The sequence below is a fragment of the Janthinobacterium aestuarii genome (genome assembly GCF_051380835.1).
Classification (GTDB): Bacteria; Pseudomonadota; Gammaproteobacteria; order Burkholderiales; family Burkholderiaceae_D; genus Janthinobacterium; species Janthinobacterium aestuarii.
In genome coordinates, this window is the sequence record NZ_JBNYXU010000006.1 from 358318 (window position 1) to 382165 (window position 23848).

General features: G+C 68.4%; 20 protein-coding genes. 10 read left to right on the plus strand and 10 right to left on the minus strand.

Annotated elements, in window-relative coordinates; all coding sequences use genetic code 11:
- Positions 1-40: 40 nt before the first annotated feature.
- Positions 41-3577 carry an indolepyruvate ferredoxin oxidoreductase family protein gene (locus tag ACQ4WO_RS18205; protein WP_436482708.1) on the minus strand — a complete coding sequence of 1179 codons (3537 nt, stop codon included), beginning with the start codon at positions 3575-3577 and terminating at the stop codon, positions 41-43.
- 427 nt (positions 3578-4004) lie between these two features.
- On the opposite strand from ACQ4WO_RS18205, the gene gshA reads away from it, so the two are divergent.
- The 5 genes from gshA to ACQ4WO_RS18230 all read left to right on the plus strand — a co-directional run bounded on the left by gshA (position 4005) and on the right by ACQ4WO_RS18230 (position 9315).
- Positions 4005-5636 carry a glutamate--cysteine ligase gene (gene gshA / locus ACQ4WO_RS18210; RefSeq protein WP_436482644.1) on the plus strand — a complete coding sequence of 544 codons (1632 nt, stop codon included), beginning with the start codon at positions 4005-4007 and terminating at the stop codon, positions 5634-5636.
- A gap of 34 nt (positions 5637-5670) precedes the next feature.
- Positions 5671-6066, plus strand: coding sequence for a lactoylglutathione lyase (gloA, locus tag ACQ4WO_RS18215; protein WP_436482646.1), 396 nt, complete (start codon positions 5671-5673; stop codon positions 6064-6066).
- Between the two features lie 84 nt (positions 6067-6150).
- Positions 6151-7656, plus strand: a complete 1506-nt coding sequence (gene bufA1, locus ACQ4WO_RS18220) for a BufA1 family periplasmic bufferin-type metallophore (RefSeq protein ID WP_436482647.1) — start codon at positions 6151-6153, stop codon at positions 7654-7656.
- 14 nt (positions 7657-7670) lie between these two features.
- Positions 7671-8516 (plus strand): MNIO family bufferin maturase, encoded by an 846-nt coding sequence (bufB, locus tag ACQ4WO_RS18225; protein ID WP_436482648.1) that lies wholly within the window; start codon positions 7671-7673, stop codon positions 8514-8516.
- Positions 8506-9315 (plus strand): HvfC/BufC family peptide modification chaperone, encoded by an 810-nt coding sequence (locus ACQ4WO_RS18230; RefSeq protein ID WP_436482649.1) that lies wholly within the window; start codon positions 8506-8508, stop codon positions 9313-9315. The genes bufB and ACQ4WO_RS18230 overlap by 11 nt, the downstream gene beginning before the upstream one ends.
- A 13-nt stretch (positions 9316-9328) precedes the next feature.
- On the opposite strand, the gene ACQ4WO_RS18235 is transcribed toward ACQ4WO_RS18230, so the two are convergent.
- Positions 9329-9505: a hypothetical protein gene (locus ACQ4WO_RS18235; RefSeq protein WP_436482650.1), complete on the minus strand. Its 177-nt coding sequence runs from the start codon at positions 9503-9505 to the stop codon at positions 9329-9331.
- A complete protein-coding gene (locus tag ACQ4WO_RS18240; RefSeq protein WP_436482651.1) occupies positions 9502-10296 on the minus strand; it encodes a class I SAM-dependent methyltransferase in 795 nt (264 codons plus the stop codon). Before ACQ4WO_RS18240 ends, ACQ4WO_RS18235 begins: the two co-directional genes overlap by 4 nt.
- Before the next feature lie 46 nt (positions 10297-10342).
- Here ACQ4WO_RS18240 and ACQ4WO_RS18245 point away from each other — a divergent pair, with 46 nt between their 5' ends.
- Positions 10343-11248 carry a LysR family transcriptional regulator gene (locus ACQ4WO_RS18245; protein ID WP_436482652.1) on the plus strand — a complete coding sequence of 302 codons (906 nt, stop codon included), beginning with the start codon at positions 10343-10345 and terminating at the stop codon, positions 11246-11248.
- Between the two features lie 19 nt (positions 11249-11267).
- Here ACQ4WO_RS18245 and ACQ4WO_RS18250 read toward each other — a convergent pair whose 3' ends face one another.
- From ACQ4WO_RS18250 to ACQ4WO_RS18275, 6 genes are all read right to left on the minus strand, one after another.
- A complete protein-coding gene (locus ACQ4WO_RS18250; RefSeq protein ID WP_436482654.1) occupies positions 11268-12716 on the minus strand; it encodes an efflux transporter outer membrane subunit in 1449 nt (482 codons plus the stop codon).
- Positions 12713-15853: an efflux RND transporter permease subunit gene (locus ACQ4WO_RS18255; RefSeq protein WP_436482655.1), complete on the minus strand. Its 3141-nt coding sequence runs from the start codon at positions 15851-15853 to the stop codon at positions 12713-12715. The genes ACQ4WO_RS18250 and ACQ4WO_RS18255 overlap by 4 nt, the downstream gene beginning before the upstream one ends.
- Positions 15854-15862: 9 nt before the next feature.
- Positions 15863-17005 (minus strand): efflux RND transporter periplasmic adaptor subunit, encoded by a 1143-nt coding sequence (locus ACQ4WO_RS18260; RefSeq protein WP_128142736.1) that lies wholly within the window; start codon positions 17003-17005, stop codon positions 15863-15865.
- Complete coding sequence (locus ACQ4WO_RS18265) at positions 17002-18465, minus strand: MFS transporter (RefSeq protein WP_436482656.1); 1464 nt, start codon at positions 18463-18465, stop codon at positions 17002-17004. Before ACQ4WO_RS18265 ends, ACQ4WO_RS18260 begins: the two co-directional genes overlap by 4 nt.
- Before the next feature lie 120 nt (positions 18466-18585).
- The gene (cysE, locus tag ACQ4WO_RS18270; protein ID WP_436482658.1) at positions 18586-19443 is read right to left on the minus strand and encodes a serine O-acetyltransferase; all 858 of its coding nucleotides are present in this window, start codon (positions 19441-19443) and stop codon (positions 18586-18588) included.
- A gap of 281 nt (positions 19444-19724) precedes the next feature.
- Entirely contained in the window at positions 19725-20582 is an 858-nt protein-coding gene (locus ACQ4WO_RS18275) for an MBL fold metallo-hydrolase (protein WP_436482659.1), read from the minus strand.
- 175 nt (positions 20583-20757) lie between these two features.
- Here ACQ4WO_RS18275 and ACQ4WO_RS18280 point away from each other — a divergent pair, with 175 nt between their 5' ends.
- Both ACQ4WO_RS18280 and ACQ4WO_RS18285 read left to right on the plus strand, forming a co-directional pair.
- The gene (locus ACQ4WO_RS18280; RefSeq protein ID WP_436482661.1) at positions 20758-20994 is read left to right on the plus strand and encodes a hypothetical protein; all 237 of its coding nucleotides are present in this window, start codon (positions 20758-20760) and stop codon (positions 20992-20994) included.
- A gap of 123 nt (positions 20995-21117) precedes the next feature.
- Entirely contained in the window at positions 21118-21366 is a 249-nt protein-coding gene (locus ACQ4WO_RS18285; protein WP_034751890.1) for a hypothetical protein, read from the plus strand.
- A gap of 24 nt (positions 21367-21390) precedes the next feature.
- On the opposite strand, the gene ACQ4WO_RS18290 is transcribed toward ACQ4WO_RS18285, so the two are convergent.
- Positions 21391-21684, minus strand: coding sequence for a hypothetical protein (locus ACQ4WO_RS18290; protein WP_436482662.1), 294 nt, complete (start codon positions 21682-21684; stop codon positions 21391-21393).
- Between the two features lie 50 nt (positions 21685-21734).
- On the opposite strand from ACQ4WO_RS18290, the gene prpB reads away from it, so the two are divergent.
- Positions 21735-22622, plus strand: coding sequence for a methylisocitrate lyase (gene prpB / locus ACQ4WO_RS18295; RefSeq protein ID WP_128142739.1), 888 nt, complete (start codon positions 21735-21737; stop codon positions 22620-22622).
- Positions 22623-22691: 69 nt separating this feature from the next.
- Positions 22692-23846 (plus strand): bifunctional 2-methylcitrate synthase/citrate synthase, encoded by a 1155-nt coding sequence (prpC, locus tag ACQ4WO_RS18300; protein ID WP_139089666.1) that lies wholly within the window; start codon positions 22692-22694, stop codon positions 23844-23846.
- Positions 23847-23848: the final 2 nt, after the last annotated feature.

A 23848-nucleotide genomic window follows, 5' to 3' on the forward strand; every position in this document is an offset into this window, starting at 1 on the left:
GCAAGGCGCCGCGCCGTGTGGTGGTCGATACAGAACATGGTTACTGGTAGCGCCGGATGGCGATGGTGCGGAAAGGCGGCTGGGCGGGCGGCGCGGCGCTTGGGACGGCTGTGCCAGCGGGGGCGGCCGGCTGTTCCAGTGTCGCCAGCAGCGCTTGCGCGCGCAGTTCGGCCGCATCGATGCTGGCCAGCTTCACATGGCCGTAGCCGCGGATGGCCTGCGGCAGCTCCGCCAGCGCCACGATGGAGGCCAGGTTCCCGGCGCTCAGGCGCGGCAGCAGGGTCTCCAGGCGCGCCGTATAGTCGGCGATCAGCTGGCGCTCGCGGCGCCGTTCGGCGCTGTAGCCAAACACGTCGCACCGCGTGCCGCGCAGTCCCCTGGCCCTGGCCAGCAAGGCCAGCACCTTGCCCATCCACGGACCGAAGGCGCGCTTGCGTTTGCCCAGCAGCGGCGGCGCCATGTGGAAGGTCAGCGTCACGTCGCCCTCGAACTGCTGTTGCAGCTCGCGCTGGAACTGGCCGTCCGAGAACAGCCGCGCCACCTCGTATTCATCCTTGTAGGCCAGCAGCTTGCTGTAGCCGCGCGCCACGGCCAGGGTCAGCACGGGCGGCGCATCGGCGCCGAAGACGGCGCTTTCGCGCTCGCGCACGCGTGCGACAAACGCCTGGAAGCGTTCCGCCAGCGCCGCGTTCTGGTAGCGCGCCAGCATGGCGCTGCGCTGCTCCACCAGCGCGCCCAGGCTGGCGTCTTCCGCCACCGGCCCCGCGGCCACTTTTTGCAGCAGGGGCGCGCCGCAGGCGGCCAGGCGGCCGGCGGCAAAGGCGGCCTTGTTGGCGTCGACGGCCACGCCATTCAATTCGATGGCCCGTTCCAGCGCCGCCAGCCCGACGGGGATCAGGCCGCGCTGCCAGGCAAAACCCATCAGCAGTATATTGGCCATGATGGTGTCGCCCATCAGCTGGCGCGCCAGCACCTGGCCGTTGCATTCGGCGATGTGTTCCATGCCGACGGCGTGGCGCAGCTTGTCCATCAGGGCGCCCGCATGCTGCGGCGCGTCGGGATCGCGCACCATGGCGGCGGTGGGAAACTGGTGCGTGTTGGCGACCACGCGCGTGTGGCCGTGGCGCAGTGTCTGCAGCGCGTCGGCGCTGGCGCCGACCACCATGTCGCAGGCCAGCATGGCATCGGTCTGGCCGACGTCGATGCGCGCCTGGTGCAGATCCTGGCCGGCCAGGGCCAGGCGCACGAAGGACAGCACGGCGCCGCCTTTTTGCGCAAAGCCCATGAAGTCGAGCACCGACGCCTGCTTGCCCTCGAGGTGCGCAGCCATCGAAACGAGTGCGCCCACCGTTACCACGCCCGTGCCGCCCACGCCCGTCACCAGCAGGTTGAACGGGCCGTGCCAGCCATGCGGCGCGGGCAGGGGCAGGGCGGCCGCCGCGCGGCGCAGGGCCTGCGGGTCGATGGCGGCGTCGGCCGCCTTGCGCAAGGCGCCGCCGCGCACGGAGACGAAGCTGGGGCAAAAGCCGTTGGCGCAGGAATAATCCTTGTTGCACGACGACTGGTCGATGGCGCGCTTGCGGCCGTAGCTTGTCTCCAGCGGCACGATGGACAGGCAGTTCGACTGCACGCCGCAATCGCCGCAGCCTTCGCACACGGCGCTGTTGATGACCATGCGGCGCGGCGGATCGGCCAATTCCTTTTTCTTGCGGCGCCGGCGCAGCTCGGCCGCGCAGGTCTGGTCGTAAATCAGCACTGTGACGCCCTTGACCTCGCGCAGGCGGCGCTGCACCTGGTCGAGCTCCTCGCGCCCGTGGAAGGTGGCGGGCGGCGGGAAGCGGCCGTGCAGGCCCGCGTATTTTTCCGGCGCGTCGCTGACTACGGCGATCGCCTTGGCGCCCTCGGCATGCACTTGCCAGGCGATGGCGTCGACGGTCAGGCTGCCGTCGATGGGCTGGCCGCCCGTCATGGCCACCGCGTCGTTGTACAGAATCTTGTAGGTGATGTTGGCGCGCCCGGCGATGGCCTGGCGGATGGCCAGGAAACCCGAGTGGAAATACGTGCCGTCGCCCAGATTCTGGAACACATGCGGGGTGCTGCTGAACATGGAGTGGGCCACCCAGTCGACGCCTTCGCCGCCCATCTGTATCAGGCCCGTGGTATCGCGGTCCATCCACGAGGCCATGAAATGGCAGCCGATGCCCGCTTGCGCGCGCGAACCCTTCGGCACCTTGGTCGAGCTGTTGTGCGGGCAGCCGGAACAGAAATAGGGCAGGCGCCGCACGCCGTCGGCCGCGTTGGCCAGCAGCGCGGCGGGCGCGAAGCCGGGCAGCAGGGCGCGGCGGTCGAGCGCCGGCTTGTGCCGCGCCAGCCAGTGCGCCAGCACGCCGGCGATGCGCGAAGGGCGCAGCTCGCCCTGCGCCGGCAGCAGCGGCGCGCCGCCGGCATCGAGCTTGCCCAGCACCAGCGGCCGGGCGCTGTCCGGCAGGTTGTAGAACAGGGTGCGGATCTGCTGCTCCACCAGCGGCCCCTTTTCTTCGATGACGAGAATTTCCCGCAAGCCCGCCTTGAACTGCGCCAGGCGCTGCGCTTCGAGCGGAAAGCTCAGGCCCACCTTGTACAGGCGCACGCCGGCGCGCTCCAGCACATCGAGGCTGAGACCCAGGCGGCGCAGCACTTCGAGCACATCGAGGTGCGCCTTGCCGCAGGTGACGATGCCGATATCGGCTTGCGGGCTGGGGCACAGCAGGCGGTCGATGCTGTTGGCGCGCGCGAACGCGTGCACGGCGGCCAGCTTGTGCGCGTGGCGCGTCTCGATGGGCAGGCCGGGCAGGTCGGGCCAGCGGTAATGCAGGCCGCTGGCCGGCGCGCTGTAGTCGGCCGGCTGGTCGAAGCGCGTGTGCAGGGCGTCCAGGTCGACCGTGGCGCCGCTTTCCACCGTTTCGGAAATGGCCTTGAAGCCCACCCACATGCCGGAAAAGCGCGACAGCGCCCAGCCGTACAAGCCAAATTCCAGGTATTCGGCGATGCTGGCCGGGTTGACGATGGGCATGCTCCACGCCTGCATGACGAAATCGCTCTGGTGCGGCATCGATGACGAGACGCAGCCGTGGTCGTCGCCAGCCACCACCAGCACGCCGCCGTGCGGCGAGGAACCGTACACATTGCCATGCTTGAGCGCATCGCCGGCCCGGTCCACGCCCGGACCCTTGCCGTACCACAGCGCAAACACGCCATCGGCCGTGCGCTGCGGGTCGGTCTCGACCTGCTGGCTGCCCAGCACGGCGGTGGCGGCCAGCTCCTCGTTGATGGCGGGCAGGAAGCGGATCTGCTGCGCTTCCAGCATGGGGCGCGCGCGCCACAGGGCCTGGTCGTAGCCGCCCAGCGGCGAACCCCGGTAGCCGCTGATGAAGCCGGCCGTGTTCAAGCCCCGCTCGCGGTCCAGCCAGCGCTGCATCAGCGGCAGGCGCACCAGGGCCTGGGTGCCGGTCAGAAAAACGCTGCCTTCGCGTGCCCGCAGGTTGTCTTCCAGCGCGTAAGTGCTCAGGCGTACAACGCCAGGGTCGGCCGCGACCATCTTGTCCATCACTTTCACCAGTGTTCTCCCATCGCCTTGTCGGCTTGCTTGTTGGCTTGCATGCCGCATGCACGCATGCATGCGTCCTGAGCACGCGGCCGTGTCGGCGCGCCGGATACGGAAGAGGGGGCGCTGGCGCTGCAATGCCGGCGCAACCAAACTTTTCCGTCTATTGATATTCGTTTATCAAGATAAGGGCCAGGACGGCACGGCGCAATTCGCAAATCCTGAGTGCAGCACTCACTAACGCTGATGCGAACGCTGGTGCCGGGCGCAGGCCCCGGAAATGCAAACGCCTTGCCCCTGGCATCAGTGTTTCTGATCCCCGCACTCAGGATTTGCGAGTTGTGTGGTCCGGGGCTTGGGGCTTATCGTCGGCCTCGAGATGGAAAGCCGAACGATGTTTTTTTGTAAAGGCAGAACAGCTATGAGTTCATTATTGACGCGCCGTATGGCGCTGCTGGCAGGCGCGGACGGACTTGCGCTGCTGGCCCAGGGATTGCGCGGCATCGAACGCGAAGCGCTGCGCGTGGACGGCCGTGGCCACTTGGCCGCCACTGCGCATCCGCTGGCGCTGGGCGCGGCCCTGACCCATCCCACCATCACTACCGACTATGCGGAGGCGCTGATCGAGCTGATCACGCCGCCCGAGCAGGACACGGCCGCCATGCTCGATGGCTACGACGCCTTGCACCGTTTCGTCTTCAGCGGCCTGGGCGACGAAATGCTGTGGAGCCACTCGATGCCGTGCCGGCTGCCCGCCGACCCCGACATCCCGATCGCCTGGTACGGCAGCTCGCACATCGGCATGCTCAAGCATGTCTACCGGCGCGGCCTGGCGCTGCGCTACGGCAAGAGCATGCAGTGCATCGCCGGCATCCACTACAACTACTCGCTGCCGCCCGCATTATGGGAGCGCTTGCGCGCGGACGAGGGCGATGGCAGCACGGCGATGCAGTTTCAGTCGGAAAGCTATGTCGCGCTGATCCGCAACTTCCGCCGCTACGGCTGGCTGCTGATGTATCTGTTCGGCGCCGCGCCAGCGCTGTCGGCGCATTTCCCGGGACGCGGCGACTTCCCGCTGGAGCAGCTGTCGGCCGATACCGTGTACCTGCCGTACGCCACCAGCCTGCGCATGAGCGACATGGGCTACCAGAACGATGCCCAGGCCGGCCTGACCCCCGACTACAACACGCTCGACAGCTATATCACCAGCCTGGCGGCGGCGATGAACCATCCCTACCTGCCGTATGTCGAGCTGGGCACGCGGCGCGAGGGGCAGTGGGTGCAGATCAATACCAACCGCCTGCAGATCGAGAACGAGTACTACTCGGCGATCCGGCCCAAGCGCGTGGCGCACAGCGGCGAGCGCCCCCTGCATGCGCTGGCCCAGCGCGGCGTGCAGTACGTGGAGGTGCGCTGCCTCGATGTCGACCCGTTCGAGCCGCTGGGCATCGGCGCGCCGGCCTGTCACTTCCTCGACGCCTTTCTGCTGTTTTGCGCGCTGCAGGACAGCCCGCTCACCGGCAATGCCGAAAGCCGTGAGAACACCGAGAATTTCGCCCGCACCGTCAAGGAAGGGCGCCGTCCGGGCCTGCTGCTGGAGCGCCACGGCGAACAGGTCAGCCTGCAGGCATGGGCCGGCGAACTGCTCGACCGCATCGCCCCCATGGCCGCGCTGCTGGACCAGGCGCGCGGCGGCGACGATTGCGCCACGGCGCTGGCGGCGCAGCGCGCCAAGCTGGCGGATGTGGCGCTGACGCCCTCGGCCCGCGTGCTGGCTGCGATCCGCGCCGAGCAGGGCAGTTTCGACGCGTTCGCCCTGCGCCAGAGCGCGGCGCACGCGGCGCATTTTCGCGGCCGTCCCTTGGCGCCGGCGGCGCTGGCGCGCTTCACGGCGCAGGCCGATGCCTCGCTGGCCGAGCAGGAGAGGGTGGAACGGGCCGACAGCGGCGACTTCGGCCAGTTCGTCCAGCGCTACCAGGCCGGCGCCCGCTACCTGCCCGTGCCGGACGAACCGGCCATGGAAGCTGTGCTGGCGCGGCAGCGCGTCGCCTGAAGCCTTATTTCAACCTGATCCGAGCCATCACACCATGCGCATATTGCACTCCATGCTGCGCGTCGCCGACCTGGACGCCGCCCTGCATTTTTACCGTGACGCCCTGGGCATGACCCTGCAGCGGCGCCACGATTATCCGGACGCGCGCTTTACGCGCGCTATTGTCGCCTATGGCGAGGCGCCCGAGCATGCCGCCATCGAGCTGACGCATAACTGGGACCGGCAAGCCTACACCCACGGCGACGCCTACGGTTACCTGGCCCTGGCGGTCGACGATGCGGCCAGCGTCTGCGCCAAAGTGCGCGCGCATGGCGGCACCGTCACGCGCGAGGCGGGGCCGATGAAGCACGGCAGCAATGTCATCGCCTTCGTGCAGGATCCCGACGGCTACCGCATCGAGCTGATCGAAGCGAGCGCGCACTATGACTGATCCATCGATTTACAACGACTGACACGGCATGGCAGGCGCGCCGTCGGCGGCGCCTGCCGGCATTTTTGAAAAGGAAGCCACCGCATGGTGCAAGTACCAACGACAAGCAAGGCCGCGCCGCAGCCAGCGCCGCAGCCGCAGAACCGGCAGGCGCTGGTGCAGGCGGCCGTGGCCGCGGCCTGCGCCCTGGCCGTGGCGGTGCCCGCGCCGGCCCAGGCGCCGGAAAAAAAGGCCGCCGCCAAGAGCGAAATCTGCTACGGCGTGGCCAAGGCGGGCCAGAATGAATGCGCCAATACCACCTGCTTCCATTTGTGCTCGGGCATGGCGACCGTCGACCGCGATCCAGGCGAATGGATGACCGTCCCCGCCGGCACGTGCACGGCGCTCGGCGGCAAGGTGGAAGCGGCGCCGCTGGCCTGCCCGGGCGCGGCGCCCGCCAGGACGGGACCGCCGGCCGATGTGGCCGCAGGCGAGGCGCTGTACCACGAGGGCGACGCGGCGCGCGCGCTGCCGGCGTGCGTGGCTTGCCATGGCCCGAAGGGCAATGCCGCCGTCGCCGATTATCCGAAGCTGGCCGGGCAGAACCTGGCCTACCTGGACAGCCAGCTGCGTGCCTTCCGTTCGCATGCGCGCGTCAGTCCCCTGATGAACACGGCCGTCGCGCCCCTGACGGATGGCGATATCGCCAACCTGTCCGCCTATTTGTCCCGGCAAAAGCTGGACGCCGTCGATCCGGCCCTGACCACCCCCGTGGTCGCCGGCAAGTCCTTCAGCGATTGTGACGGCGCGTGCCCGGAGATGGTGCCGCTGCCGGCCGGGCGCTTCCTCATGGGATCGCCGCCCGGCGAGAGCGGGCGCTTCGGCAATGAGGGCCAGCACCCGGTCGAGATCCCGCAGCCGTTTGCCATCGGCCGCTTCAGCCTGACGTTCGCGCAGTTCGACGCCTGCGTGCAGGACGGCGGCTGCGACGGCTACCGGCCGTCGGACGAAGGCTGGGGACGCGGCACGCGCCCGGCCGTCAACGTCAGCTGGAACGATGCGCAAAGCTATCTGCGCTGGCTGTCGAAGAAGAGCGGCGCGCGCTACCGCCTGCCCACCGAGGCCGAGTGGGAATACGCGGCGCGCGCCGGCACCGTCACGGCGCGCTGGTGGGGCGAAGACATCACGCGCGGCGACGCCAAGTACGGCCCCGACGACTGCCCGCAGCAGAAGCATTGCGGCGGCGTGGTTTCCGGTTCGGGCAACTGGCCCACGACGGCGCCGGTCGGCAGCTACGCACCCAATCCGGCAGGGCTGTACGACGTGCTGGGCAATGTGTGGCAGTGGACGGCCGATTGCTGGCACAGCGATTACGAGGGCGCGCCGAAAGATGGCCGCGTGTGGGAGGAAGCGGGCTGCAAGAAGCGCGTGGCGCGCGGCGCCTCCTGGACCGACACGCCGAACTTCGTGCGCGCGGCCACGCGCCTGGGCCTGGGCGCTGAAGGGCGGCGCGGCTGGATCGGCCTGCGCGTGGTGCGCGAGCTCGATGCGGCGCCCGGCACGGCGGCCAAGGCCGGCGCGGCGCCAGCGGGCGCGCGCGGCTTGCCCTGATGCGCGAGGAGGCGATGGCCGTGCCCCTGGTGGGCATCGGCCTGCGCGGCGCGCATTACCGCGACATGCTGGCGCGGCGCCAGCCCGTGGACTGGCTCGAGGTCCACAGCGAGAATTATCTGGCCGAAGGCGGCTGGGACCTGCATGTGCTCGAGACCTTGCGCGCCGACTATCCCGTCTCGCTGCATGGCGTCGGCATGGGCCTCGGTTCCGTGCATGGCTTTTCGCGCGCGCACGTGGAGCGCATCGCCCGCCTGGCCGCGCGCATCGAGCCGATGCTGGTGTCCGAACACCTGTGCTGGGGCGCCACCGGCGACGCCGTGCTTAACGACTTGCTGCCGCTGCCGCTGAACGGCGCCAGCCTGGAACTGGTCTGCCAGCGCGTGGACCTGGTGCAGGAAGTGCTGCGCCGCCCGATCCTGCTGGAGAACGTCTCTACCTATTTGCGCTTTCCCTGCGACAGCTGGGGCGAGACGGAGTTCCTCGCCTGCGTGGCGCGCCGCACCGGTTGCGGCGTGCTGCTGGACATCAACAACCTGTACGTCAATCAATGCAACCACGGCGAGGATGCGCTGGCCGCAATGGCGTCGCTGGCGCCGGGCCTGGTCGGTGAACTGCATCTGGCCGGCCACTGCGAAGATGGCGGCCTGCTGGTCGACCACCATGGCGCGCCCGTCGCCGGTCCCGTATGGGAACTGTACCGCGCCGCCTTGCGCCGCTACGGCCCGCTGCCCACGCTGGTCGAATGGGATACCAATCTGCCGCCGCTGGTCACCTTGCTCGACGAAGTGGCCCGTGCGCGGGCGCTGGCCGGCGAGGCGCTTGCGCCGGCGGCACTGGCGGCATGCGATGACGCTTGAGGAACTGGCGCGCCTGCAGGCCGCGTTCGGCGCGCAGATCGGCGCGCGCACGCCCGATGCGGCCGCGTTGGTGCCGTGGCTGGGCGTTGATGCGCGCGGGGCCAGCGCCCTGGCGCGTTACGGCCAGGCGCTGCGCCAGCATCACGCGCGCTCGCTGGAACTCGTGTATCCCGTGCTGCGCGCGCTGGGCGGCGCGTCCTGGTTCCTCGCCATGGCGCATGCCTATGGCGATGCGCATCCGTCGCGCAGCGCCGACCTGGCCCATTTCGGCGCCAGCCTGCCCGCGTTTCTTGCGACCTGGCCGCCGGCCGCCGCGCATGGCTATTTTGCCGACGTGGCGCGCCTGGAGTGGCTGCTGCACCAGGTCCATGGCGCTCCCGACACAGTGGCCCTGACCTTGCGCGACGTGCACGCGGCCGGGGTGGGCCAGGTCGATGCCTGGCGGCTTGCGCTGCATCCGGCGGCCGTGCTGTACCGCTCGCCCTGGCGCGCGGCGGCGATCTGGCTGGCGCACGATGCCGCGGCGCGGCATGCGATGCCGGCTGATGCCCTGGGCGACACGCTGGCGCTCGTATACCGCCATGGCTGGACGCCGTGCGTGCGCGAGATCGATGCGGTGGAAGCCGGTGCGCTGGACGTGCTGGCTGGCGGTGCCACCCTGGGCGCTGCGCTGGCGGCGGCGCAGCAGGCGCACTTGCTGGACAAGGCTGCCGCGCCATTCGCGCCGGCCCCCTTGCTGCTGCGCTGGCTGGCCGATGGCGTGCTGGTACAGGTGCCTGAGAGTGGCCGCGCGTGCTGACCTGAAGGTGTGCTTACAGTGGCCAGCCGCAGGTGCCCCAGCCGGTGGCGTCGAGCGGATAGGCGTCGGCCGGCGCGGATGACGTTTTTTCTTCGCCGCCGTCCTGTTCCTGTTCCGTATTTTGCTGCTGGACCTGCGCCGGGCTGTCGGGCGCAATGAAACTCGCCGCCCACGATAGCAGGCGGTTCAATTGGCGCTCCCTGGCGCGGCTGCGGGGGAGCCTCGGGCCGTGGCGCCGGTCTTGCGCCGGGCGCGCACCAGCAGGCCGGAGGTCTCTCCGCTGCCGGTGCGGCCCGCCTTGTCGATGTGGAAGGCCGCGCCCAGCAAGGCCAGTACCCTGTCCAGGCGGTAGAGCAGTTCGGGATGCTGCGGCCCGCCGTGGCCATGCGCGAAGCTGTCCTCGTCATGCGCCAGCAGCAGGAAGGTGCCGCCGGGCGCCACGGCCCTGGCCGCACGCGCCAGTATCGGCGTCAGTTCCTGCTGCGGCAGGTGCAAATAGGCCAGCAGTACCAGGTCATGGTGGCCGGCGCCGAGGGCATAGTGGCGCAGGTCTGCCAGCACGAAGTCGATGTGCGCCTCGACCTGGCGCGCGCGCGCCAGTTGCCGGCCCTTGTCGAGTCCCGCCGTGGCGTAGTCGACTGCCCGCACTTGCCAGCCTTGCTGCGCCAGCCAGACCGCGTGGCGCCCGGTGCCGCTGGCCAGGTCGAGTGCGCTGCCAGCTGCGAGGCCGGCCACTTCGGCGGCCAGCACGGCGCTGGCGTCGGACGCCGCGGCGGCATTATCGCCAGCGTGGCGCCGGTTCCAGTCGGCGCTGTCCATCGGCCGCAGCGGCATGTCTGGCAGCGGAAAACGGGGGCGCGCGACGGGGCCGGCGCCAGGAGCAAGAGTGGCTTGCATGTCGTTGTCGATCGAAGTGGCGATGCGTCCATCGTAGCGCCGCGCCGGATGCGCCGGAAGGCGTGCGGCGCACAATGTATCCATGCGTCTGGCGCCATGGACCCAATAAATCATGCTAAGGTAAGAAACTATGTCGATACCCGATCTGAACCTGTTAATCACCCTCGATGTGCTGCTTGCGGAAGGCAGCGTCACGCGCGCCGCGCGGCGCTTGCGCCTCAGTCCATCGGCCATGAGCCGCGCCCTGGCGCGCCTGCGCGAGACGACCGGCGATCCGCTGCTCGTGCGCGCCGGGCGTGAACTCGTGCCCACGCCGCGCGCGCTGGAATTGCGCGAACGGGTGGGCCCCCTGGTGGGCGAAGCGCTGGCCGTGCTGGGACCGGCGCAACGGCTCGATCCGCGCCAGCTGGAGCAGACGTTCACGCTGCGTTCGAGCGACGGCTTCGTGGAAAATTTCGGTCCCGCGCTGCTTGCGCATATCGGCGCGCAGGCGCCCGGCGTGCGTCTGCGCTTCGTGCAAAAGGTCGACCGCGAAAGCGTGCAGCTGCGCGAGGGCAGTATCGACCTGGAGACGGGCGTGATCGGCAGTTTCACGAGTCCGGAAGTGCGCACGCGCCGTCTGTTCGGCGACCGTTTCGTGGGCGTGGTGCGCAGCGGCCATGCGCTGGCGCAAGGCGAGATCAGCGCCGAGCGCTATGCGGCCGGCCAGCACGTGCTGGTGGCGCGGCGCGACCAGGATACGGGACCGATGGATGACGCGCTGGCCGCGCTGGGACTGCAGCGCAGCATCACCAGCATCGTCGGCGGCTTTACGGCGGCGCTGGCGCTGGCCGCCGGCTCCGACCTGATCGCCACCGTGCCGGAACGGCATACGGGCAATCTGCGCGCCGGCATGTTCAGCTTTGCGCTGCCGCTGCGCATGCCGGACCTGACCGTGTCCCTGATGTGGCATCCGCGCATGGATGCCGACCCCGCCCACCGCTGGCTGCGCGGCTGCGTGGTGGACGCCTGCGCCGGCCAGGCAGGTGCCGCCTGACGCCGCCGGCAGCGTTATCCTAGCGCGGCGCGGGCCCGTCGAAACCGCCCGCCATGGCCGTGTAGCCATGGGCTGTGGCGATGGCCACGTCGCGGTGCGCCGTCACCAGCTGCTCCTGCGTGGCCAGGGCGATGCGTTCCGCTTCGAGCACGCCGAGCAGACTTTCCGCGCCTTCCTGGTAGCGCACCCTTGCCAGGCGCGCGCTTTCCTGCGCCAGCTGGTGCGCCTCGCGCAGTTCCGCATGGCGGCTGCGCAGCTGCACCCATTGCGCGATGGCGCTGTCCGTTTCCTCCAGCGCCAGCGCCAGCGCCTTGTCGAAGCCGGCCTGCGCGGCCAGCACTTCGGCGCCGGCCGCGCGGGCGCGGGCGCGGCGCGTGCCGCCATCGAACAGCGGCAGGGTAAAGGCGGCGCCAGCATGCCAGCGCGCCGCGTCGCCGCCATTCCAGTCGCCGGCCACGCCGGAGGCGCCGAACAGCGCGCCCAGGCTGATGCGCGGGAAGCGCTCGGCGATGGCCGCGCCTTCGCGGGCGCTGGCCGCCGCCAGCGCGCGTTCGGCCGCGCGCACGTCGGGCCGGCGCAGCAGCAGGTGGGCGGGTTCATCCGTCAGCAGGGTCTGCGGCAGCGCCAGCGGCATCGGCTGGTCGAGCGCCGCCAGTTCCGGCGCATCGAGGCGCTGCCCCGTGAGGGTGGCCAGGCGGTTGCGCGCCACTCGTTCTTCGGCATTCAGGCTGGGCAGGCGGGCGCTGGCCAGGCGCATCTGCGCCTCGGCGCGCATGCGTTCGGCCGGTGCGGCGCGGCCCGCGTCCTCGCGCTCGCGCACCAGCCGCAAGGTGCCGGACTGGTTCGATAATTGCTCCTGCAGGCTGGCGCGCATCTGCTGCGCGCCGCGCAACACCAGGTAGGCATCCACCACCTGCGCCAGGATCAGGCGCCGCACGTCGTCGCGCACGGCGGCGCGTTCGTCCGCCGAGGCTTCGGCGGCGGCGATGCTGTGGCGCACGCGGCCGAACAGGTCGAGCTCCCAGCTGAAGGCGGCGTTCCACTGCACCGGCGAGGAGATGTGCGGCTGGCCGTCGCTGCTCTCGATGGCCGCCAGGCGCGCGCGCCCGGCCTGGGCATCGAGATCCACCGCCGGCAGGCGCGCGCCGCGCGCCGCTTGCGCGTATTCGCTGGCGCTGGCCAGGCGCGCGGCGGCGATGCGCACGTCGTAATTGTCTTGCCAGGCGCGTTTCACCAATTGCTCCAGCCTCGCGTCGCCCAGTGCCTGCCACCACAGCGCCGGCGGCGCGCCGGCCTGCAGCTCCGGTGCGCCTGCGGCCGAGGGCAGGGTCGGCAGCTGCGCCGTGTCGAGTGCCCGCGTCGCCGTGGGCGTGCCGACGCTGCAGCCGGCCAGGGCCAGCATGGCCGCCGCCAGCAGCGGTGCGGTGCGGCGTGCGTTCACATTGTTCATGCGGTGTGTGCGGCTCATGCGGCTTCTCCCAGCGCGACCGTGCGTGCGGCGGGCGCCGCGCGGCGCCTGCTCAGCAAGGTGAAAAACAACGGTGTAAACAACAGGCCCGACAAGGTCACGCCCAGCATGCCGGCGAAGACGGCCGTGCCCATCGACTGGCGCATTTCCGCGCCTGCGCCGGAAGACAGCATCAGCGGTATCGCGCCCAGCAAAAAAGCCAGTGACGTCATCAGGATGGGCCGCAGGCGCGTGCGGGCGGCGGCGATGGCCGCCTCGCGCGCATCGGCGCCGGCCGCCATCGCCTGGCGCGCGAATTCGACGATCAGGATGGCATTCTTGGCAGCCAGGCCGATCAGCACCACAATGCTGATCTGCGTCAGCACGTTGTTGTCCAGGCCGCGCCACGACACGCCGATCAGCGTGGCCAGCACGCAGCTGGGCACGATCAGCACGACGGACAGGGGCAGCAGCCAGCTTTCAAACAGCGCCGCCAGCAGCAGATACACGAGCAGCACGGCCAGGCCCAGTACCATGCCGGTGCTGCCGCCCGCGTGTTTTTCCTGCAGCGCCAGTTCCGTCCACTCGTAGTCGAAGCCGGCCGGCAGGCGCGCCTTGAGCAGTTCTTCCATCGCGGCGATGGTTTGCCCCGTCGAGTAGCCGGGCTTGGTGCTGCCCTGGATTTCGGCGGCCGGATACAGGTTGTAGCGCGGCACGCGGAACGGCGCCGTGCCTTCGCTGAAGGCGGCCACGCTGCCCAGCGGGACCATGTCGCCGTTGGCGGCGCGCGTTTTCAGCGCGGCCAGGTCGGCCACGCTGCGCCGGTAGGGTGCGTCCGCCTGCGCGGTGACGCGCCAGACCCGGCCCATCAGGTTCATGTCGTTGACGAAGACGGGCGCCATATAGCTTTGCAGGGTATCGTTGACGCGCAGCAGCGGCACGCCCAGGTATTCCGCCTTGGTGCGGTCCAGTTCAACCTTGATCTGCGGGCTCATGGCGTTGAACGGCGTGAAGGCGCCCATCACCGAGGGCAGCTTGCCCGCTTCCTCGGCGATGCCGCGCGCGGCGGCCTGCAAGGCTTGCGGTCCCAGGCCGCCCGTGTCGCGCAGCATCAGCTTGAAGCCGCCGCCGGTGCCGATGCCGGGCACGGAAGGCGGCGGTATCACCATCACGCGCGCCGCGCTGATGGGCGCCAGCCTGGCACGCATGGCGCCCAGCATGGCCGGGCCGTCCAGGCCATCGCTGGCGCGCGCGCCGAAGTCCTTGAACATGGTGAAGATGACGGCCGTATTCGGCGCCGACGTAAACGTGGCGCCGTCGGTGCCGACGAAGGCCGCCGTATGGGCCACGCCGGGGTGGCTCATCAGGCGGGCCGTGGCGTCCTGCACCACTTCGCTGGTGCGCGCCAGGGTCGAGCCGGCCGGCAGCTGGATCGAGACGATGGCGTAGCCGCGGTCCAGCTGCGGCACGAAACCGCGCGGCGTCACGTCCAGGCGCCACAGGGTCAGGCCCGCCAGCACGAGGTACACGGGCAGCATCAGCCAGCGCCGCGAGAGGATGCGCCCCGTCAGCCGCACGTAGCCGCCCGTCAGGCGGGAAAAGCCGCGGTTGAAGATGACCATCCAGCGCGCGCCCAGGCTGTTGGCATCGTGCTGCGGCTTGAGCAGCAGCGCGGCCAGGGCCGGCGACAATGTCAGCGAGACCAGCGCCGAGATCACGGTGGAGGCGGCGATGGTGACGGCGAACTGGCGGTAGAACATGCCGGAGATGCCGTCGATGAAGGCCGTCGGCACGAAGACCGCCACCAGCACCAGCGCGATGGCGACGAGGGCGAAGCCCACTTCGTTCATGCTGCGCTGCGCCGCGGCGACAGGGCTCATGCCTTCCTCCATGTGGCGCTCGACGTTTTCCACCACCACGATGGCGTCATCGACGACGATGCCGATGGCCAGCACCAGGCCGAACAGCGACAGGGTATTGAGGGTATAGCCCATCGCGGCCAGCACCGTGAAGGTGCCGACCAGGGATACGGGAATGGCCAGGATGGGAATGATGGCGGCGCGCCACGAGCCGAGGAACAGCAGCATGGCCAGGCACACCAGCAGCGCCGCCTCGAATATGGTGTCGCGCACCTTGTCGATCGAGGAGCGGATGAATTCGGTCGGGTTGTAATAGGCGTGGTAGGCCACGTCCTGCGGGAACTCGCCTTCCATTTTGGCCAGCTGGGCCAGCACGCGGTCGCCCGTGGCCAGCGCGTTCGAGCCGGGCAGCAGGCTGATGCCCAGCGCGATGGCCGTGCGGTTGTCGACGAAGCCGCTTTCCGTGTAATCCTGCGCACCCATCTCGACGCGCGCCACGTCGCGCAGGCGCACCACGCCGCCGTCCGCATGGGCGGCCACGACGATCGCTTCGAATTCGGCCACGTCGCGCAAACGGCTTTGCGCCTGCACCTGCACCTGGTAGGCGCCGTCGCTGCCGCCCGGCGGCTGGTTCAATACCCCGGCGGCGACCTGCGAGTTGGCTTGCCGCACGGCCGCGATGACTTCCGGCGCCGTCAGGCCCAGCGAGGCCACGCGCGCCGGGTCGAGCCAGATGCGCATCGAGAAGTCGCGCGCGCCGCGCGTGTAGATGTCGCCCACGCCTTCGACGCGGGCCAGCTTGTCCTTGATGGCCGTGCCGATGAAGTTGGAAATGTATTGCTGGTCGCGCGTGCCTTTCGGCGAATCGAACAGCACCACCATCAGCAGGTCGGGCGAGGCCTTCTTGACAGCCAGCCCCAGCCGGCGTACGGCTTCGGGCAGGCGCGCTTCGGCCACCGCCACGCGGTTCTGCACCAGCGACTGGGCCTGCTCGACGTTGGTGCCCGGCTTGAAGACTACGCTGATGGTCAGCTTGCCGTCGCCCACCGATTGCGAGGACATGTAGAGCATGCCGTCGACGCCGTTGATTTCCTGTTCGATCGGCGCGGCGACGGTATCGGCGATTTCCTGCGCCGAGGCGCCAGGGTAGTTGGCCTTCACGGTCACCGTGGGCGGCACGATCTCGGGAAACTCCGAGATCGGCAGGCGCATGGCCGACACCGCGCCCACCAGCGTGATCAGGATCGACAGCACGATGGCAAACACGGGACGGCGGATGAAAAATTGGGAAAAGCGCATGGTCTCTCCTTATGCGCCGTTGGCGCGGGGAGCGGCCACCAGCACCTGGTCGCCAGGGCGCACCTTGGCCGCGCCGGAGACGATGACCCGGTCCTGCGGCGTGAGGCCGGACAGCACGATCTGCTTGTCGCCCTGCAGGCCGCCCAGCTCCAGCTTGCGCGGCGCCACCTTGCCCGCCGCGTCCACGACGAACACCATTTTCTTGTTCTGGTCGCTGAGGATGGCGGCGTCGGGCACCAGCAAACGCTCCTGCGCCTTGCCGACGGGGATGCGCACGCGCGCAAAACTGCCCGGCATGACGGCGCGGTCGGCGTTGGCCAGGCTGGCGCGCAGGCGCACCGTGCCCGAGCGGGCGCTGATTTCGTTGTCGACGAAATCGACGCTGGCATCCTGGGCGGGGCCGCCGCCGTCGAGCGCCAGCTGCACCTTCGATGGCAGCTTGCTTTGCTGGCGCAGGCGCTGGAAATCCGCTTCCGACAGGTCGACCATGGCGCGCACGGGACTGTGCGCGACGATGGTGGTCAGCACGCCGCCCTGCGCCGCGCCGCCGGCCACGTAGTTGCCGACATCGACGCGGCGGTCCGACACGGTGCCGGCGATGGGCGCGCGCATGGTGGTGAAGGACAGTTCCAGCTCGGCGCTGCGCAATTCCGCCTGGCTCAGCATGACGGCCGCCTGCGCGCCTTCCAATTCGCCGCGCGCCCGTTCCAGCTCCTCGGTGCTGGCCGCGCCCGTTTGCTGCAGCCGGCTGCTGCGCTCGAACTGGGCCTTGGCAAGCTTGCTGCGCGCATTGGCCTGGGCCAGGCTGGCCTGGGCGCGGTCGCGCGCCGCCGCGAAGGGGCGCGGGTCGATGACGAACAGCGCATCGCCGGCCTTGACCTGCTGGCCGTCGCGAAAGGCGATCTGCTGCAAATAGCCGGACACGCGCGAGCGCACTTCCACGCGCTGCGACGGTTCGATGCGGCCCGTGTAGTCGAGGGTGGCCTGAACCATCGACGTTTCCGGCAGTGCTACGGACACGGTGGGCTTGGGTGGCGGGCCGCCAGGCGCGGCCTGGGAACGGCCGCAGCCGGATAAAGTGGCGCTGCAGGCCAGGGCCAGCAGCAGTAACAGCGGGACGGGCAGGGACGGAATCGGACGGGGGCGCATCATGCGGGGTCTCCAGAAGGCGTAGGGGGCTTGGTCAGGGCGCGGCCGAGCGCGAAAATGGCCAGTGCGGCGAGTATCAGCGCGCTGGCGACGGCAAAGGTGGCGTGCATGCCACGGATCATGGCGGCTGGCTGGGCGCTGGCGAGATCGCTGGCGCTGGCGAAAAAAGCGAAGACGGCGCCCATCACGGAGGCGCCCGTGACGAGGCCCAGATTGCGCGACAGATTGAGCATGCCGGAAATGAGGCCGCGCTGCTCGGGGACGATGTCGCCCATCACGGCCGTATTGTTGGCCGCCTGGAACAGCGCGTAGCTGGCCGTGAGCAGCATGATCGGTGCGACGTAGCCGGGGATGCCCAGGCTGGCGGGCATCAGCGACAGCGCCAGGCAGGCGGCGGCCGCGCCGCACAGGCCCGCGCCGCCCATGCGCTGCGCGCCGTAGCGGTCCACCAGCCAGCCGGACGGCACGCCGCAGAACGCCGCCACCAGCGGTCCGGCCGCCAGCACCATGCCGGTGACGGCCGTGCCCAGACACAGGCCGCGCGCCAGGTAGAACGGGCCGACCACCAGGGTGGACATCATGACCGTCGACACCAGCATGCTGGTCGCCAGGCCGGCGCTGAGCACGGGCGCGCGCAGCATGGCCAGGCGGATCAGCGGCGCCGGCGCCTTCAGTTCCACATACACGAACAGGGCGCCGCCCACGCAGGCGGCCAGCAGCAGCGCCACGTTGCGCATGTCGAAATGGCCGCGCCCCAGGGTCATGGCCAGCGCATAGGCGGCCAGGGTCAGCGCCAGCAGCAGGGTGCCGCGGTGGTCGAACACGGGCCGCTTGGCGTTGGCGCCGCGCTGGTCGGCCGGCAGGAAGCGCCAGGCCATCAGCAGCGCCACGCCGGCCAGCGGCACGTTGACGAGAAAGATAGATTGCCAGCCGAAGCGGGCGATCAGCAGGCCGCCCAGCGCGGGGCCGAGCGTGGTGCCGACGGCCGACATGGTGCCGAGCAGGCCCATGGCGCTGCCCGTCTGCGCCTTGGGCACGATGCTGCCGACGAAGGCCATGGTTAGCGCCATCATGACGGACGCGCCCAGGCCCTGCAGGGCGCGCGCGGCGACCAGCAGCCACAAGGTGGGCGCCAGCGCGCACAGGATGGAAGCAACGGCGAACAGGGCGATGCCGGCCAGCAGCAGGCGGCGCCGGCCGATCATGTCGCCGAGGCGGCCCACGCTGACGATCAGCGCGGTGATGGCCAGCAGGTAGGACAGCACGATCCATTGCACATCCTGGAACGGCGCATGCAGGGCCCTGGCCATGTCGGGCAGGCCCACGTTGGCGATGCTGGTGCCCAGCGCGGGCAGCAGCATCGCCAGGGACAGGCTGGCAAGGGCGCCGCGCACGGGGCGCGTGGCGGCGCCGGCCGGGGAGGCCTGCTGGCTCGGTGGTACGGGTTTTGACGGCGAATTCATAAGGTGGCTTATCCATCCAATAAGAGTCATTACATGGTACTGAGGGATTTGGCATGGCGGAAGACGCACAAGTTGCACTTTGTTGTTGCGTTTGACGCCATGCCTGGTGCGATGGCAGCGCTACAGCATCTGGTCCATTTCGAAGGCGGGCAGGCTGTCGGCCTGGTGGTAGCGGACGATGCGCCCGGGAATGCCGGCCACGGTGCAATGCGCGGGCACGTCGCGCAGGACCACGCTGCCGGCGGCCACCTTGCTCATGGCGCCGATTTCGATATTGCCGAGGATCTTGGCGCCCGCGCCCAGCATCACGCCCGAACGGATCTTCGGATGGCGGTCGCCATGCTCCTTGCCGGTGCCGCCGAGGGTGACGTTTTGCAGAATGGAGACGTTGTCGTCGACCACGGCCGTTTCGCCGATGACGATGCCGCTGCCATGATCGAGCATGATGCCCGCGCCGATGCGCGCGGCCGGATGGATGTCGATGCCGAAGACGCTGGCCGCATGGCTGGACAGCGAATACGCCGCCTCGCTGCGGCCCGCCAGCCACAGATGGTGCGCCATGCGGTAGGTCTGCAGCGCATGAAAGCCCTTCAGGTTCAGCAGCGCGTGCAGGGCGTCGGGGCAGGCCGGATCACGCTGCGCGATGGCCGCAAGGTCGGCCGCGATGCTGGCCAGGATGGGCGGCTGCGTGCTTAAAATGTCCTCAAACAGGGGGCGCAGCACGGCCGGGCGCATGTCGCGCGCGCCCAGGCGCTGCGCCAGGACGGCGGCAAGCAGCCCGGCGGGGCTGTCGTGCGGCAGTATCAGCTCGTCGAGCATGGGGCGCAGCAGCGGCTCGCGCGCGGCGAGCCGCTGCGCCAGCCCGCGCACCTGTTCCCAGGCGCAGTCCCCGCTGGCGGGCTGGCTGGCTGCGGCGGCGTCGATGCGGCGCAGGGGCGGCGCGGGCTGCAGGGGGCTGGCGTATGTCAAGTAAGTCATCGTGGCGCCTGTCCAGGCAAAGGAAAAGTGGAGCGCCTGGCAACAAGGCCGGCGCCGGCTGGCAAGTGCCCAAGGCCCCGGAAGGCCGGGCTGCGCGGATTGCGGGTACACGATAAGCCGCCGCAGGGGACGAAGCAAATCGTAAATACTGAGCGCGCGGCTCACGATTCCTGATGCTTGGAGGAGGGGGCGTGCGGCGAACGTGGCGCTGCCGGCTTGGCAGCCTGCGGCGCCGGGGGCGGAAGAAGGGGGAGAGGGAGCGGGCCGTGCCCGCGTGGGAGTTACAGTGCGTTGAGCGGTATCTTCAGGTAGCGCACGCCATTGTCTTCCGGCTCGGGCAGTTTGCCCGCATTGATGTTGACCTGGATGGCGGGCAAGATCAAGGTCGGCATGTCGAGGGTGGCGTCGCGGCTGGTGCGCATGGCCACGAACTGTTCTTCCGTGATGCCGTCGCGCAAATGGATGTTGCTGGCCCGCTGTTCGGCCACCGTCACTTCCCAGCGCGCTTCGCGGCCGTTGGGCGGGTAGTCGTGGCACATGAACAGCCGCGTTTGCGGCGGCAGCGCCAGCAAGCGCTGCGCGGAGCGGTACAGCAGGGCAGCGGAGCCGCCGGGGAAATCGCAGCGGGCCGAGCCCACGTCCGGCATGAACAGAGTGTCGCCGACAAACACGGCGTCGCCGATCTGGTACGCCAGGTCGGCCGGCGTGTGGCCGGGCACGTGCAGGGCGCGCACTTCCAGCTGGCCGATATGAAAGACCTGGTCGGGCGCGAACAGCTGGTCGAACTGCGAGCCGTCGGCCCTGGCGCCGTCCTGGTGGTAGACGGCCGCGAACGCCTGCTGCACCGTCTGGATGGCGGCGCCGATGGCCACGTCGCCGCCCAGCTGCTGCTGCAAATAGGGCGCGGCGGACAGGTGGTCGGCGTGCGCGTGGGTTTCCAGCAGCCAGCGGCACTGCAAGCCGTGTTCGCGCACGAAGGCGATCACCTTGTCGGCCGAGGCGGTCGAGGTGCGGCCCGCTTTCGGGTCGTAGTCGAGCACGGAGTCGATGATGGCGCAGTCTCGGCCATCGCCCTCGTAGACAACATAGGTGACGGTGGCGGTGGCGGGGTCGAAGAAAGCTTGGATTTGTGGAGTCATCACGGCGGCAGGGGGCGGGCAGGGAATAACATTATATCGCTAGAGTCCGTTCAAAAAATGTTGAAAATTAACATTTAACATGCGAAAAACAGATAAGAGAGGGGCTACGCGCGCGACTACCGTGCGCACCTTGTGTCTTGCCGCGTGCTAACCTCATTCTTCCAAGGAGGAATTCATGAACGATATGACTGCACGCAGCGAACAATACCGCGGTTTTACGATTTCCGTGACCCCGCAAAAGGATAACGACGACTTATGGGATTTTACCTACCGCCTGCAGCGCGAAGGTGAACCCGAGGCGCAGGCGATCACGCGCAGCCGTACCCTGGGCGGCTATGCGGCGCCCGAGACGGCTTGCACGGCGGGCCTGGAAGTGGCCAGGACGGAAGTGGACAATTTGCTGCGCCCTTGAGCCAGCATAAATCGTTTAGCCCGAACGTGCGCCTGGCGACGGCCGGCGCGTGAAACACGTCGCTGCCAGTCGCGCTTCATGCTACGATTTCCACTATTGAGTCAGTCAACAAGGAGGCACCCCATGAATAGCAGTTCTAAAATTCACTATAAAGGCTGGGAAATCGTTCCCCTGGCCGTGCCCACCACCGATGGCAAATGGTCGGCCAGTTGCGACATCGAACGCGCCACGGCGGAAGGCCTGGAAGTGTTCGAAGGCTCGACCATGCAGTTCGTGCGCGACGACGAGGAGGGCGCCATTGCCGCCGCCTGCGAAGAGGCCGTGCGCCAGATCGACAATATCATCGCCAATCCGCTGGTGCGGCTGGCCTAGTTTGCCCTGGTAGTATCAGTTGTATCAGTTGTATAAATCAGCCGGCGCCCGCCGGCTGTTTTTATTGCGCGTCTTGCCAGCCTGGGTTTTCATCGCCTTGTCTGTGCGTCTGTTTCGTGTTTCAATAGATGTTTCAAAATGAGTTTCATAAAACAATTGTGAAACATTTGTGACCCCAAACGTGACCTCGCTGTTTCGCTGCGCCACAGCGCACGGTGCGTGGCCTCGTGGCCGTTTGCCTGCCTTTTCACTCTGCATTCGACGGTTTCCGCCCAGACAGAAGGGTCCTGGCACGGCATTTGCAATACTGATGCTCATAGCCACTCCGTGAAACATGCGGGACCATCCGAAACCCATAAGGTGAACACATGACTCAATACTCCGCAGGTGCCGCATTCCGCAAGGCCGTCCAGGAAGAATCCCCGTTGCAAGTCGTCGGCGCCATCAACGCCAACCACGCCTTGCTGGCCAAGCGCGCCGGTTACAAGGCCATCTACCTGTCCGGCGGCGGCGTCGCGGCCGGCTCGCTGGGCTTGCCCGACCTGGGCATTTCCAGCCTGGACGACGTGCTGACCGACATCCGCCGCATCACCGACGTGTGCGACCTGCCGCTGCTGGTCGACGCCGACACGGGTTTCGGTGCATCCGCCTTCAACGTGGCGCGTACGGTGAAATCGATGATCAAGTTCGGCGCGGCCGGCCTGCACATCGAAGACCAGGTGGGCGCCAAGCGCTGCGGCCACCGTCCGGGCAAGGAAATCGTGAGCAAGGAAGAAATGGTCGACCGCATCAAGGCGGCCGTCGATGCGCGCACGGACCCGAACTTCGTCATCATGGCGCGCACCGATGCGCTGGCCGTCGATGGCATGGAAGCGGCACTGGAACGCGCCGTCGCCTGCGTCGAGGCGGGCGCCGACATGATCTTCCCGGAAGCGATCACGGACCTGGACATGTACGCCACCTTCGCCAAGGCCGTCAACGTGCCGATTCTGGCCAACATCACGGAATTCGGTTCCACACCGCTGTTCACGCTGGATGAACTGCGCAGCGCCCACGTGGGCCTGGCGCTGTATCCGCTGTCCGCCTTCCGCGCCATGAACAAGGCGGCGGAAAACGTCTACCAGGCGCTGCGCCGCGACGGCACGCAAAAGAATGTGCTCGACACCATGCAGACGCGCATGGAGCTGTATGAATCGATCAATTACCACGACTTTGAACAGAAACTTGACGCGCTGTTCGCCGCGCAAAAGAAATAAACAGAAGCAGGGGCCGCATGCCGGCCCCGCAGTGATGCAACCGAGACTAGTCAATTTTTGGAGAACACAATGACCGCACCGCAAGCCGCCACTTTCAAGCCTAAAAAATCCGTCGCCCTGTCCGGCGTCACCGCCGGCAATACGGCGCTGTGCTCGGTCGGCAAGACCGGCAACGATTTGCACTATCGCGGCTATGACATCCTGGACGTGGCCGACAGCTGCGAATTCGAGGAAATCGCCTACCTGCTGGTGCACGGCAAGCTGCCGACGTCCGCGGAACTGAAAGGCTACAAGGCCAAACTGAAATCCTTGCGCGGCTTGCCGTCGGCAGTGAAACTGGCGCTCGAAGCGTTGCCCGCCGCCGCCCACCCGATGGATGTGATGCGCACGGGCGTGTCCGTGCTGGGCTGCACCCTGCCGGAAAAAGACGACCATAACGCACCGGGCGCGCGCGACATCGCCGACCGCCTGATGGCGTCGTTCGGCTCCATGCTGCTGTACTGGTACCACTACAGCCATAACGGCAAGCGCATCGAAGTGGAAACGGACGACGATTCGATCGGCGGCCACTTCCTGCACTTGCTGCACGGCGAAAAACCATCGGCGTCGTGGGAAAAAGCCATGCACACCTCGCTGATCCTGTATGCGGAACACGAATTCAACGCGTCGACCTTCACCAGCCGCGTGATCGCCGGCACGGGTTCGGACATTCACTCGGCCATCACGGGCGCCATCGGCGCGCTGCGCGGCCCGAAACACGGCGGCGCGAATGAAGTGGCGCTGGAAATCCAGAAACGCTACGACAACGCCGACGAAGCGGAAGCGGATATCCGCGAGCGTGTCGCCAACAAGGAAGTGGTGATCGGCTTCGGCCACCCCGTCTACACGATCTCCGATCCGCGCAACGTGGTCATCAAGGAAGTGGCCCGTTCGCTGTCGCAGGAAGCCGGCTCCACCAAGATGTTCGACATCGCCGAGCGCCTGGAATCGGTCATGTGGGAAATCAAGAACATGTTCCCGAACCTGGACTGGTTCTCGGCCGTGTCGTACCACATGATGGGCGTGCCGACGGCGATGTTCACGCCGCTGTTCGTCATTTCGCGCACCTCGGGCTGGGCCGCCCACATCATCGAACAGCGCATCGACAACAAGATCATCCGCCCGAGCGCCAACTATGTGGGCCCGGAAGACCTGGAATTCGTGCCGATCAAGGACCGCAAATAATG